Annotated in this window: 12 protein-coding genes; 10 read left to right on the top strand and 2 right to left on the bottom strand. The window is 69.4% G+C overall.

Annotated features, from left to right (window positions below; genetic code table 11):
* Positions 1 to 4: 4 nt before the first annotated feature.
* The gene (locus ACY0MJ_RS01185; RefSeq protein ID WP_462636429.1) at positions 5 to 997 is read right to left on the bottom strand and encodes a tripartite tricarboxylate transporter substrate binding protein; all 993 of its coding nucleotides are present in this window, start codon (positions 995 to 997) and stop codon (positions 5 to 7) included.
* Positions 998 to 1,006: 9 nt separating this feature from the next.
* Positions 1,007 to 1,705 carry a GntR family transcriptional regulator gene (locus tag ACY0MJ_RS01180; RefSeq protein WP_462636428.1) on the bottom strand — a complete coding sequence of 233 codons (699 nt, stop codon included), beginning with the start codon at positions 1,703 to 1,705 and terminating at the stop codon, positions 1,007 to 1,009.
* 195 nt (positions 1,706 to 1,900) lie between these two features.
* Here ACY0MJ_RS01180 and ACY0MJ_RS01175 point away from each other — a divergent pair, with 195 nt between their 5' ends.
* The 10 genes from ACY0MJ_RS01175 to ACY0MJ_RS01130 all read left to right on the top strand — a co-directional run bounded on the left by ACY0MJ_RS01175 (position 1,901) and on the right by ACY0MJ_RS01130 (position 13,109).
* Positions 1,901 to 2,602, top strand: coding sequence for a TetR/AcrR family transcriptional regulator (locus ACY0MJ_RS01175; RefSeq protein WP_462636427.1), 702 nt, complete (start codon positions 1,901 to 1,903; stop codon positions 2,600 to 2,602).
* Between the two features lie 5 nt (positions 2,603 to 2,607).
* Entirely contained in the window at positions 2,608 to 4,404 is a 1,797-nt protein-coding gene (locus tag ACY0MJ_RS01170; protein WP_462636426.1) for an acyl-CoA dehydrogenase C-terminal domain-containing protein, read from the top strand.
* Positions 4,401 to 4,832, top strand: coding sequence for a DUF2147 domain-containing protein (locus ACY0MJ_RS01165; protein ID WP_462636425.1), 432 nt, complete (start codon positions 4,401 to 4,403; stop codon positions 4,830 to 4,832). The genes ACY0MJ_RS01170 and ACY0MJ_RS01165 overlap by 4 nt, the downstream gene beginning before the upstream one ends.
* Before the next feature lie 69 nt (positions 4,833 to 4,901).
* On the top strand, positions 4,902 to 7,301 hold the full coding sequence (locus ACY0MJ_RS01160) for a 3-hydroxyacyl-CoA dehydrogenase/enoyl-CoA hydratase family protein (protein ID WP_462636694.1): 2,400 nt from the start codon (positions 4,902 to 4,904) through the stop codon (positions 7,299 to 7,301).
* 107 nt (positions 7,302 to 7,408) lie between these two features.
* A complete protein-coding gene (locus ACY0MJ_RS01155; RefSeq protein ID WP_462636423.1) occupies positions 7,409 to 7,765 on the top strand; it encodes an endonuclease domain-containing protein in 357 nt (118 codons plus the stop codon).
* Entirely contained in the window at positions 7,762 to 8,970 is a 1,209-nt protein-coding gene (locus tag ACY0MJ_RS01150; protein WP_462636421.1) for an acetyl-CoA C-acyltransferase, read from the top strand. Before ACY0MJ_RS01155 ends, ACY0MJ_RS01150 begins: the two co-directional genes overlap by 4 nt.
* A 4-nt stretch (positions 8,971 to 8,974) precedes the next feature.
* The gene (locus ACY0MJ_RS01145) at positions 8,975 to 9,715 is read left to right on the top strand and encodes an SDR family oxidoreductase (protein WP_462636420.1); all 741 of its coding nucleotides are present in this window, start codon (positions 8,975 to 8,977) and stop codon (positions 9,713 to 9,715) included.
* Positions 9,715 to 10,308 carry a DsbA family protein gene (locus ACY0MJ_RS01140; protein WP_462636419.1) on the top strand — a complete coding sequence of 198 codons (594 nt, stop codon included), beginning with the start codon at positions 9,715 to 9,717 and terminating at the stop codon, positions 10,306 to 10,308. The genes ACY0MJ_RS01145 and ACY0MJ_RS01140 overlap by 1 nt, the downstream gene beginning before the upstream one ends.
* On the top strand, positions 10,305 to 11,069 hold the full coding sequence (locus tag ACY0MJ_RS01135; RefSeq protein WP_462636418.1) for an enoyl-CoA hydratase: 765 nt from the start codon (positions 10,305 to 10,307) through the stop codon (positions 11,067 to 11,069). Before ACY0MJ_RS01140 ends, ACY0MJ_RS01135 begins: the two co-directional genes overlap by 4 nt.
* A 273-nt stretch (positions 11,070 to 11,342) precedes the next feature.
* Positions 11,343 to 13,109 (top strand): methanol/ethanol family PQQ-dependent dehydrogenase, encoded by a 1,767-nt coding sequence (locus tag ACY0MJ_RS01130; protein WP_462636417.1) that lies wholly within the window; start codon positions 11,343 to 11,345, stop codon positions 13,107 to 13,109.
* The last annotated feature ends 5 nt before the right edge of the window (positions 13,110 to 13,114 follow it).

The raw sequence follows: 13,114 nt of genomic DNA, 5'->3' as shown, positions 1-13,114 counted from the left end.
GGTCTCAGCCGACGCTGATCTTCGCGTCGCGCACCACGGCGGCCCACTGCGCCTGCTGCCGCTTCAGGAACTCGCCCGCTTCCTGCGGCCCGCCCTGGAACACCTCGCCGCTCAGGCTGCGCACGCGGCCCAGCACCTCGGGATCGGCCATCGCCTTGCGGATGGCGCCGGCGAGGCGGTCGCGCACGGCCGGCGCGATGCCCGCCGGCGCCAGCACCGGGTTCCACTCCAGCACCTCGTAGCCGCTCACGCCCGCTTCCTCCATGGTCGGGATCTCGGGCAGCGCGCGGGCGCGCCGCAGGCTCGTCACCGCCAGCGGCCGCAGCTTGCCGGCGTTGATGTGGCCCAGCGACGAGGCGACGTTGGCGAAGAACAGCGGCACCTGGCCGGCCATCACGTCGTTGAGGGCGGGGCCGCCACCCTTGTAGGGCACGTGCACCAGCTGAACACCGGTGCGCTGCTGGAACAGGGCGCCCGCGAGGTGCTGCGCAGAGCCGTTGCCCGACGAGGCGAAGGCGATCTGCCCCGGCTTCGCCTTGGCCGCGCGGATCACGTCGGCGACGCCCTTGGCGGGATACGAGGGCGTGCACACCATGACATTCGGGAACAGCGCCAGCACCGCCAGCGGCGTGAACGCGGTGGCCGTGTCGTAGGGCAGCTTGGAGAACAGCGACGGGTTGACCGCGAACGAGGAAGCATCGAACAGCAGCTGGCTGCCGTCGGGCGTGGCGCGCGCGATCTGCGCGGCGGCGAGCTGGCCGCTCGCGCCCGGCTTGTTGTCCACCACGACGTTCTGGCCCAGCGCCTGCGCCATGTGCGGCGCGATCAGGCGCGCCATCAGGTCGGCGCCGCCGCCCGCGGCATAGGACACCACCAGCGTGATCGGCCGGCCGCCGGCGATGGCGTCCTGCGCCCGCGCCAGCATGGGCGCGGCCATGGAGGCCCCGGCGGCCGCCAGCAGGGTGCGGCGGGAAAGCTTTGCGGTCTTCTCGTTCATCGGGACTCCTCAGGTGATGGTGACGGCGTAATGGAAGGCATGGGCGTCGCCCAGCGTGGTGCGCGCCTCGACGCAGCGGCCGGCCAGGTCGTAGGCGCGGCGCTCCACGCGCGCGCAGGGATGGCCCTCGGGCAGGCCCAGGTGCGCGGCCTGGGCGGCGGCGAGCGTCCCGAAGCCGATCTCGTCGGTGGCGCGCTGCACGTGCACGCCGCAGCGCTGCGCGTACATGGGATAGAAGAGGTCGTCCCATTCGGCCGTCGGCGTGTCGGCCAGCGGCTGGAACAGCGGCAGCGGCAGGTGGATTTCCTCCAGCAGGCGCGGCTGGCCGCCGAGCGAGCGCACGCGCAGCAGCTGCAGCACGGGCTCGCCGCGGGCGATGCCCAGGCGCTGCGCGACGTCCGCGCTGGCGGCGAGCTTGCGCCGCGAGACGATGCGGGAGGTCGGGACCTCGCCCGAGCCGTCGCCGAAGCGGAAGAAGCGCAGCATGGGCGCGCCGCTCATGCCGGCGCGCACGAAGGTGCCGCGGCCGTGCACGCGCTCCACCACACCTTGCGCAGCCAGCAGCTCCAGCGCGCGGCGCAGCGTCGCCATCGCCACGCCATGCTGCGCGGCGAGCGCCTGCTCGGAAGGCAGCGTGCTGCCCGGCGGCCATTCGCCGGCGACGACGCGGGCGCGCAGGGCGGCGGCGATGGCGGCATAGCGGCTCACGCCGGGTTCGGCGGCGAGCGGGGCGGAAGCGGTGGCGTTCGAGATATGGTCCTCTAGAGGAGTAGAGATCTGGCGCGGACTTTAACGGCGAGCCGGCGACGGCCTGGCTGGGGCAAACCCGCACGTCGCCGGAGAATTCACCGTCGCCCCAAAATTCCGGCAAAATAGAACGACCGTTCGTTTTATTTTGATCCGATGTCCTCCGTCACCGAACTGCCCCTGAAGCCCGGCCGCGCCCGGGAGGGCAAGGCCTTGCAGAAAGGCCAGCAGACCAAGGCCGCGATCGTCGACGCCGCGCTCGGCCTCGCCACCCAGATCGGCCTGGAGGGCCTGTCGATCGGCGCGCTGGCCGAGGTCACGCAGATGAGCAAGTCGGGCGTGTTCGCCCACTTTGGCTCGCGCGAGGAACTGCAGATCTCCGTGATCCGCGAATACCATCACCGCTTCGAGCAGGAGGTGTTCTACCCCGCCATGGCCGAGGCCCGCGGCCTGCCGCGCCTGCGTGCCATGTTCGCCAACTGGATGAAGCGCACTTCCATGGAGCTCGATTCCGGCTGCATCTACATCAGCGGGGCCGTCGAATTCGACGACCGCCCCGGCCCCGTGCGCGACGCGCTGGCGGGATCGGTGCAGACGTGGCACGCCGCCATGAAGCGCGCCATCCTGCTGGCCAAGGAAGAAGGGCAGCTGGACCCCGCCACGCCCGAGGAGCAGATGCTGTTCGAGATCCACGGCCTGATCCTGGCGCTGCACTACGACGCGCGCTTCCTCAAGAATCCCGGCTCGATCGCCCGCGCCAACGCGGGCTTCGAGCACATCCTGCAGCGGTACGGCGCAGCCGCCCCCGCCAAGCCTTCCCCCCGAACCGCCCGAACGGCCAAGAACGCCAAGGAGTAAGAACGATGCCCACCTACACGCCGCCGCTGCGCGACATGCAGTTCGTGATCCACGAGGTGTTCCGCATGAGCGAGGAGCTCAAGGCGATCCCCCGCCACGCCGAGATCGACCCCGACACCATCAACGCGGTGCTGGAGGAAGGCGGCAAGTTCGCCGCCGAGGTCACCTTCCCGCTCAACCGCGTCGGCGACGAGCAGGGCTGCAAGCTGGATCCCAGGACGCACGAGGTCACCACGCCCGCCGGCTTCAAGGACGCCTACGCCAAGTATGTCGAAGGCGGCTGGCCGGCGCTGTCCTGCGACCCGGAGTACGGCGGCCAGGGCCTGCCCTTCGTGCTGAACCAGTGCGTCTACGAGATGCTCAACAGCGCCAACCAGGCCTGGACCATGTATCCGGGCCTGTCGCACGGCGCCTACGAGGCGCTGCATGCGCACGGCACCGAGGAGCAGAAGAAGCTGTTCCTGCCCAAGCTGGTGAGCGGCGAGTGGACCGGCACCATGTGCCTGACCGAGCCGCACTGCGGCACCGACCTCGGCTTGCTGCGCACCAAGGCGGAGCCGCAGGGCGACGGCACCTACAAGCTCACGGGCAACAAGATCTTCATCTCCGCCGGCGAGCACGACATGGCGGAGAACATCATCCACCTGGTGCTGGCCCGCCTGCCGGACGCGCCCAAGGGCAGCAAGGGCATCTCGCTGTTCCTGGTGCCGAAGTACCACGTGAAGCCCGATGGTTCGCTGGGCGAGCGCAACCCCATCTTCTGCACCGGCCTGGAGCACAAGATGGGCATCCACGGCAACGCCACGGCGCAGCTGGCGCTCGACGGCGCCGTCGGCACGCTGGTGGGCGAGCCGAACAAGGGACTGCCCGCGATGTTCGTGATGATGAACGCCGCGCGCCTGGGCGTGGGCAACCAGTCGCTGGGCCTCACCGAGGTGGCCTACCAGAACGCGCTGGCGTATGCGAAGGAGCGCATCCAGATGCGCTCGCTGTCCGGCCCGAAGGCCAAGGACAAGCCCGCCGACCCGATCATCGTGCACCCGGACGTGCGCAAGATGCTGCTGACCGCCAAGGCCTATGCCGAGGGCGGCCGGGCGCTGGCGATCTTCTGCACGCTGCTGATCGACAAGGAGCTGTACCACCCCGACGAGAAGGTCCGCAAGGACTCCGCCGAACTGGTGGCGCTGCTCACGCCGATCGTGAAGGCCTTCCTCACCGACAACGGCCACATCGCCACCAACGCCTGCATGCAGGTGTTCGGCGGCCACGGCTACATCCAGGAGTCGGGCATGGAGCAGTTCGTGCGCGACAACCGCATCAACATGATCTACGAAGGCACGAACACCGTGCAGTCGCTGGACCTGCTGGGGCGCAAGGTGCTGGGCAACAACGGCGCCACGCTGAAGAAATTCGGCAAGCTGGTCGCGCAGCTGGTGGAGGAAGAGGGCGTCAACGAGAAGATGGCCGAGTTCATCAACCCGATCGCCTGGCTGGGCGACCAGATGACCAAGTTCACCACCGAGATCGGCTTCAAGGGCTTCCAGAACCCGGACGAGGTGGGCGGCGCGGCGGTGGACTACCTGCGCGTGCTGGGCCACCTGGTGTTCGGCTACTTCTGGGCCCGCATGGCGCAGGTCGCGCTGCGCGAGATCGAGGCCGGCAACACCGACCCGTTCTACCAGGGCAAGCTGCAGACGGCACGCTTCTACTTCGCACGCCTGTTCCCCGAGACGGCGAGCCTGATGCGCACGGCGCGCTCGGGCGTGGCGAACCTGCTCGACACGGACGCGGCGCTGTCATGAAGTCCGTCCTCATTGCCTCCCTCGCGTTCGCGGCCTCGGCCGCCTTCGCGCAGATGACCCCCGTGGGCGTCTGGCGCAGCATCGACGACAAGAGCGGCGAGGCCAAGGCCGAGATCCGCATCGCGGAGCAGGGCGGGGCGCTGTACGGCCGCATCGAGAAGCGGCTGACGAAGAACGCGAAGCCGGACGACGTGTGCAACGAGTGTCGCGACGAGCGCAAGGGCCAGCCCATCCTGGGGCTGGAGATCATCCGCGGCGCGAAGAAGGTGCAGGGCAAGGACGTCTGGGAAGACGGCAAGATCCTCGATCCGGAGAACGGCCGCGAATACACGCTGCGCCTCACGCCGATCGAAGGCGGGCAGAAGCTGCAGGTGCGCGGCTCCATCGGACCGTTCGGGCGCACGCAGACCTGGGTGCGCGTGCAGTAAGGAGAATCCATGTACAAGGAACAGGACGAGCGCGCGGCGGGAGCCGCGGCGCAGAGAAAGGGCGCGACGATGACCCGCTTCCCGGTCCGCAAGGTCGCCGTGCTCGGCGCCGGCGTCATGGGCGCGCAGATCGCCGCCCACCTGGTGAACGTCAAGGTGCCGGTGGTGCTGTTCGACCTGCCCGCCAAGGAAGGCCCGAAGAACGGCGTCGTCACCAAGGCGGTCGAGAACCTCAAGAAGCTCAAGCCCTCGCCGCTGGGCGTGCCCGAGGACGCCGCGCTGATCCAGCAGGCGAACTACGAGGAGCACATGGGGCTGCTCGCCGAATGCGACCTGGTGATCGAGGCGATCGCCGAGCGCATGGACTGGAAGCTGGACCTGTACAGGAAGATCGCGCCGCACGTGGCGCCGCACGCGATCCTGGCGTCCAACACCTCGGGGCTGTCGATCACGAAGCTGTCCGAGGCGCTGCCGGAGGGGATCAAGCCGCGCTTCTGCGGCATCCACTTCTTCAACCCGCCGCGGTACATGGTCCTCGTCGAGCTGATCGCGACGCCGACGACCAGGCCCGAGATCCTGGACGACCTGGAGACCTTCGTCACCAGCGGCCTCGGCAAGGGCGTGGTGCGGGCCAAGGACACGCCCAACTTCATCGCCAACCGCGTCGGCATCGCCGGCATGCTGGGGACGATGCGCGAGGTGGAGAAGTTCGGCCTCACCTTCGACGTCGTCGACGACCTCACGGGCAAGAAGCTGGGGCGCGCGTCCAGCGGCACCTTCCGCACGGCGGACGTCGTGGGCCTGGACACGATGGCGCATGTGATCAAGACGCTGCAGGACACGCTGTCGGCCGACACCGATCCGTTCTACGGCAGCTTCGGCACGCCGCCCGTGCTGTCGAAACTGCTGGAGCTCGGGAACCTCGGGCAGAAGTCCAAGGCCGGCTTCTACAAGAAGGTCGGACGCGACATCCTGCGCTTCGATCTGGAAAGCGGCGAGTACGTGCCGGGCGGCCAGAAGGCCGACGAGGTCTACGGCCGCATGCTGAAGAAGCCCGCGGGCGAACGCCTCAAGCTGCTGCGCAACAGCACGGGCGCGCAGGGCCAGTTCCTGTGGTCCATCCTGCGCAACAGCTTCCATTACGCGGCCGTGCACCTGGCCTCCATCGCCGAGACGGCGCGCGACGTGGACCTGGCGATGCGCTGGGGCTTCGGCATGAAGCAGGGCCCCTTCGAGCTGTGGCAGGAAGCGGGCTGGCTGCAGGTGGCGCAGTGGATCCAGGAAGACATCGAGGCCGGCAAGGCGCTGTCCAAGGCGCCGCTGCCCGAGTGGGTGTTCAAGGGTCCGGTCGCCGAGGCGGGCGGCGTGCACACCGAGCAGGGCTCGTTCAACCCGACGACGGGCCAGTTCCAGCCGCGTCGCATGCTGCCGGTCTACCAGCGCCAGCTGTTCCCCGAGCTGCTGCGCGGCGAGGCCGGTCCGCGCTTCGAGACGGCGGGCACGACGCTGCACGAGGACAGGAACATCCGCCTGTGGACGCTGGACGGTGAAGTGCTGATCGCGAGCCTCAAGACCAAGATGCACACGATCAGCCCCGAGGTCTGCGAAGGCCTGCAGCAGGCGGTGGAGACGGCGGAGAAGGACTTCCAGGGCCTGGTGGTCTGGTCGGGCGACGAGCCCTTCAGCGCCGGCGCCGACCTGGAGTCCACGCTCCCGGCGTTCATCGCCGTGGGCGTCGCGGCCATCGAGGACGCCGAAGGCTTCATGCAGCAGACCATGCTGCGCCTGCGCTATGCCAGCGTGCCGGTCGTGTCCGCGATCCGGGGGCTGGCGCTGGGCGGCGGCTGCGAGCTGGGGCTGTATTCCGCGAAACGCGTCGCCGCGATGGAGAGCTACATCGGCCTGGTGGAAGTGGGCGTGGGCCTGGTGCCCGGCGCCGGCGGCCTGACCTACATCGCGCGCCGCGCCGCCGAGAATTCGGCGAGCAGCACCGACAAGGACCTGCTGAAGTTCCTCACCGAGGGCTTCACGGCGGCGGCCATGGCGAAGGTGGGCACCAGCGCGATCGAGTCGCGCAAGATCGGCTACCTGCTGGACAGCGACATCATCGTCCCGAACAAGGACGAACTGCTGTACGTCGCCGTGCAGCAGGCGAAGGCGATGTACGACGCGGGCTACCGCGCGCCGCTGAAGCGCATGTTCCCGGTGGCGGGACGCAGCGCCAAGGCAACCATCCAGGGCCAGCTCGTGAACCTGCGCGACGGCGGCTTCGCCAGCGCGCACGATTTCCACATCGCCTCGCTGATCGCCAACGTGGTGACCGGCGGCGACGTCGACGCCAACACGCTCGTCACCGAGGAATACCTCATGACCCTGGAACGCCGCGCCTTCTGCGAACTGGTCCAGCATCCGAAGACGCAGGAGCGGATCCTGGGGATGCTGAGCACCGGGAAGCCGGTGAGGAACTGATGCTGCATTCCTCCCTCCCCCTCTGGGGGAGGGTTGGGGTGGGGGCACGCATGCAACACCAATCCACTTCTTCGGCCCAACGCAACGCCCGGACTCTCCGGCGCGGGATGACCGACTCGGAGCGGAAGCTCTGGTCCGGGCTGCGGGGTGAGCAGTTGGGCGTGAAGTTTCGCCGCCAGCACCCGTTGGGGAGCTATGTCGCCGACTTTGCCTGCCTGGATCCGAAGCTGATCGTCGAACTCGATGGCTCTCAGCACGCGGCCCAGGCGGAGTACGACGCACGCAGGGACCGCTTCTTCCACGAGCACGGATTTTCCGTGCTGCGTTTTCCCACGAACGCGCCGCTCGTCAACCTCGAAGGAGTGCGCGTCGCGATTCTTGAACAAGTGAAGGTGTTGGTGGGCCGTGCCCCCACCCCGACCCTCCCCCAGAGGGGGAGGGAGAAAGACAGGAGATCGTCATGAGCAAGCAGATCCAGGACGCCTACATCGTCGCCGCCACCCGCACGCCCATCGGGCGTTCGCATCGCGGGTTCTTCCGCAATACCCGGCCGGATGACCTGCTGGCCACCGTGTTGAAGTCCGCGATGGCGCAGGTGCCGGATCTCGATCCGCAGGCGGTGGAGGACATCATCTGCGGCTGCGCGATTCCGGAAGGGCCCCAGGGCCTGAACGTCGCGCGCATCGGCGCCGTGCTCGCGGGGCTGCCCAAGAGCGTGGGCGGCATCACCGTCAACCGCTTCTGCGCCTCCGGCCTCGCGGCGGTGCAGATGGCGGCCGATCGCATCCGCGTCGGCGAGGCCGACGTGATGATCGCGGCCGGCACCGAGAGCATGAGCATGGTGCCGATGATGGGCAACACGCCCTCGCTGTCGCCGACCATCTTCAGCGACCCCGACGACATCGAGAGCTACGGCATCGCCTACGGCATGGGCCTCACGGCCGAGAAGGTGGCCCGCCAGTGGAAGGTGGGCCGCGAGGCGCAGGACGAGTTCGCGTACCGCTCGCACATGAAGGCGCTCGCGGCCATGAAGGCGGGCGAGTTCGCCGACGAGATGACCGAGGTGGAAGTGGTCGAACGCTCGCTCGACCTGGAGGAAGCGCAGGTGCAGTACGCCACCCGCAAGGTCAACCTCGACGAAGGCGCCCGCCCGGACACCACCGTGGAGACGCTCGCCAAGCTCCGGCCCGTGTTCGCCGCCCGCGGCAGCGTCACGGCCGGCAACAGCTCGCAGACCTCCGACGGCGCCGGCGCGCTGATCCTCGCCAGCGAGGCCGCCGTCAAGCGCTTCGGCCTGCAGCCGCTGGCGCGCTTCGTGAGCTACGCGAGCCGCGGCGTGCCGCCGCACATCATGGGCATCGGCCCGATCGAGGCGATCCCCGCCGCGCTCAAGTCCGCCGGACTGAAGCAGGACGACATGGGCTGGATCGAGCTGAACGAAGCCTTCGCCGCCCAGTCGCTCGCCGTGATCGACACGCTGGGGCTGGACCCGGCCAAGGTGAACCCCATGGGCGGCGCCATCGCGCTGGGCCACCCGCTGGGCGCCACCGGCGCGATCCGCTCGGCGACCGTCGTGCACGCGCTGCGCCGCAAGAACCTGAAGTACGGCATGGTGACCATGTGCGTCGGCATGGGGCAGGGCGCCGCCGGCATCTTCGAGCGGGTCTGAGGCCGTGGACGCCGCCCCGGCCGCCCGCCCCGTCGCCCTGGTCGTCGGTGCCGGCGATGCCACCGGCGGCGCGATCGCCCGGCGCTTCGCGCGCGGCGGCTACGTCACCTGCGTCGCGCGCCGCAGCCTCGACAAGCTGCAGCCGCTGGTGGACGAGATCCGCGCCGCCGGCGGCCAGGCGCACGGCTTCGCCTGCGATGCGCGCAACGAGGACGAGGTCGCGGCGCTGTTCGACGACATCGAAGCCCGCATCGGCCCGATCGAGGTGTTCGTCTTCAACATCGGCGCCAACGTGCCCTCCAGCATCCTGGAGGAGACGGCGCGCAAGTACTTCAAGATCTGGGAGATGGCCTGCTTCGCCGGCTTCCTCACCGCCCGCAAGGCGGCGCGCTGCATGGCGCCGCGCGGCAAGGGCACCATCCTGTTCACCGGCGCCACGGCCTCGCTGCGCGGCTCGGCCCACTTCGCCGCCTTCGCCGGCGCCAAGGCGGCGCTGCGGGCGCTGGCGCAGAGCATGGCGCGCGAGCTGGGGCCGCGCGGCATCCACGTCGCCCACGTCGTGATCGACGGCGGCATCGACACGGCCTTCATCCGCGAGAATTTCCCCGAGCGCTACGCCCTGAAGGACCAGGACGGCATCCTGAACCCGGACCACATCGCCGAGAACTACTGGATGCTGCACATGCAGCCGCGCGACGCCTGGACCCACGAACTCGACCTGCGTCCCTGGATGGAGAAATTCTGATGCCCAAGACCGTGGAGTTCTTCTTCGACGTCGGCAGCCCCGCCGCCTACCTCGCGTGGACGCAGCTGCCCGCGCTCGCGCGCGACACCGGCGCGACGATCGCGTACAAGCCCTTCCTGCTGGGCGGCGTGTTCCAGGCGACCGGCAACCGCTCGCCGATGGAGGTGCCGGCCAAGGGCCGCTACCTGCAGGCCGACCTGGAGCGCTTCGCGCGGCGCTACGGCGTGCCCTTCCGCCACAACCCGCACTTCCCGATCAACACGCTGATGCTGATGCGCGGCGCCCTGGGCCTGCAGATGCGCGCGCCGCAACGCATGCAGGCCTACGTCGACGCGGTGGTCCGCGCGATCTGGGTCGACGGCCGCGACATGAACGACCGGGCGACGGTCGCGGCGGTGCTGCAGCAGGCCGGCTTCGAACCGGAGGAGCTGCTGGCGCTGGCGGCCGATCCGCAGGTCAAGGAGCAACTGAAGGTGGTGACGCAGGAGGCCGTGGACTGCGGCGTCTTCGGCGCGCCCACCTTCTTCGTGGACGGCACCCTCTACTGGGGCCAGGACCGGCTGGACTTCGTCAAGGAGGCTTTGCAAGCATGAGCGACATCCTCGTCCACGCCGAAGGCGGCGTGCTGACCCTCACCCTCAACCGCCTGGAGCGCAAGAACTCCATCACCGTCGCGATGTACGCCGCGCTGGCCGACGCCATCGAGCAGGCGAAGGACGACGCGTCCGTGCGCGTCGTGCTGCTGCAAGGCCACGAGACGGTGTTCTGCGCCGGCAACGACATCGGCGACTTCCTGGACAAGCCACCGGCGGGCCAGGACTCGCCGGTGTTCCGCTTCCTGCGCGGCATCGCCACCTTCCCCAAGCCGCTGCTGGCGGCCGCCTGCGGCCCCGCCGTGGGCATCGGCACGACCATGCTGCTGCATTGCGACCTGGTCTATGCGGGCGACAACGCGGCGCTGTCGCTGCCCTTCGTCAACCTGGGCCTGTGCCCCGAGGCGGCATCGAGCCTGCTGCTGCCGCAGATGCTCGGCTACCACCGCGCCGCCGAGGCGCTGCTGCTGGGCGAGCCCTTCCTCGCCGAAGCGGCGCTGGAAGTCGGCCTGGTGAACCGCGTGCTGCCGCCGACCGAAACCAATGCCTATGCGAACGCGCAGGCGCGCAAGCTCGCGGCCAAGCCGATGACGAGCCTGGTGGAAACCAAGCGCCTGATGAAGAAGGGGCAGCAGCAGGCCGTCCTGCAGCAGATGCTCGACGAAGGCGAGACCTTCGGCCGCATGCTCACGGCGCCGGCGGCGCGCGAGGCGTTCACGGCGTTCATGGAGAAGCGCAAGCCGGATTTCTCGAAGCTGTAGCCTGAGGGTTTGTCATCCCGGGCTTGACCCGGGATCCATCGGTGCGTGGCACTGCGCCACCGTGGATTGCGGGTCAAGCCCGCAATGACAAGGCTGGGGTCTTATACGGCCGAGCGCGAGGCGCATCTTCTTTGTAGAAGCTGCCCCCAAAAGGTGCGCCGCTGTGTACACTCCGGCCGCATAAAGCAGAGCCGCTCGCGCGGCCAGACAACAGCGAGTGCGCGCCGCGAGGCGCGCGATGGGAACGGGGGCTTCACGACTTGCCGGGAGAGCATGTTGAAGCGTTCCTTTGGGTCCATCGCGGCCGTCCTGTTCGCCGTCGCCGCCTGGGCGCAGGCCCCCGACGACGGTGAGTGGCGCACCGCGGGCCGCGACCCGGGCCTCACCCGCTTCAGCCCGCTCGCGCAGATCACCACCGCCAATGTCGCGCAGCTGAAGCTCGCGCTGCACTTCCCCACCGGGCTCGACCGCGGCCACGAGGCGGCGCCCATCGTGGCCGACAACACGATGTTCGTGGTCGGGCCCTTCCCCAACCTGGTGTTCGCCTTCGACCTGGCGCAGCCCGGCTTCCCGCTCAAGTGGGTGTTCGACCCGAAGCCGCAGGCGAGCGCGCAGGGCGTCGCCTGCTGCGACACCGTCAACCGCGGCGGCGCCTACGCCGACGGCCGCCTGTTCTTCAACACGCTGGACAACCAGACCATCGCGCTGGACGCGAAGACGGGCAAGGAGCTGTGGCGCACCAAGCTCGGCGAGATCAAGCTCGGCGAGAGCATGACCATGGCCCCGCAGGTCGTGAAAGGCAAGGTCATCGTCGGCAACAGCGGCGGCGAACTGGGCGTGCGCGGCTGGCTCACGGCCCTCGATGCGGCGACAGGGAAGATCGCGTGGCGGGCCTATTCCACCGGCCCCGACAAGGACGTCCTGATCGGTCCCAACTTCAAGCCCTTCTACGCGTCGGACCGCGGCAAGGACCTGGGCGTGAAGACCTGGCCGGGCGAAGCGTGGAAGATCGGCGGCGGCACCGCCTGGGGCTTCGTCAGCTACGACCCGGACCTGGACCTCCTCTACTACGGCACCGCGAACCCGGGCCCGTGGAACCCCGAACAGCGTCCCGGCGACAACAAGTGGACGGCCGGCCTGTTCGCGCGCCGCCCCGACACCGGCGAGGCCGTGTGGTACTACCAGACCAGCCCGCACGACCTGCACGACTACGACGGGGTGAACGAGAGCATCCTGGTCGACCTGGACTGGCAGGGCGCGAAGCGCAAGGTGCTGCTGCGCCCCGACCGCAACGGCTACCTGTACGTGATCGATCGCACGACCGGGCAGGTGCTCTCGGCCACGCCCTTCGCGCACGTGACGACCTCCAGCCGCGTGGACCTGGAGACCGGCGCGCTCGTCTACAACCCGGCCAAGACGCCGCGCACGGGCGAGACGGTGCGCAGCATCTGCCCCGCCTCCCCGGGCGCCAAGGACTGGCAGCCTGCGGCCTGGTCGCCGCGCACGCAGCTGCTCTACATCCCGCACCAGAACCTCTGCCAGGACACGATCACCTTCGAGGCCAGCTACATCGCCGGCACGCCCTTCGTGGGCGCCGACGTCAAGATGTACGGCGGCCCGGGCGGCTACCGCGGCGTGTTCGCGGCCTGGGATCCCGTCAAGGCGCGGAAGGTCTGGGAGATCCACGAGCGCTTCCCGGTCTGGAGCGGCGCGCTCGTGACGGCCGGCGACGTCGTCTTCTACGGCACCATGGACGGCTGGTTCAAGGCGGTCGACGCGCGCAGCGGCAAGCTGCTGTGGCAGTTCAAGACCGAGTCGGGCGTGATCGGCCAGCCGGTGAGCTTTCGCGCCGCCGACGGCCGGCAATACATCGCCGTGCTGGCCGGCGTGGGCGGCTGGTCGGGCGCGATCGTGTCGGCCGACCTCGATCCGCGCGACGGCACCGCCGCGCTCGGCTTCGCCAATGCGATGCGCGACCTGCCTTCGGTGACGAAGAAGGGCGGCCACCTCTACGTCTTCGGCCTGCAGGGGGCGGAGTGAAGCGG

The sequence above is a fragment of the Ramlibacter sp. bp-362 genome (assembly GCF_054956735.1).
The sequence above is the reverse complement of the archived record's forward strand: the minus strand, read 5'-3'. Positions and strand labels throughout refer to the sequence as shown.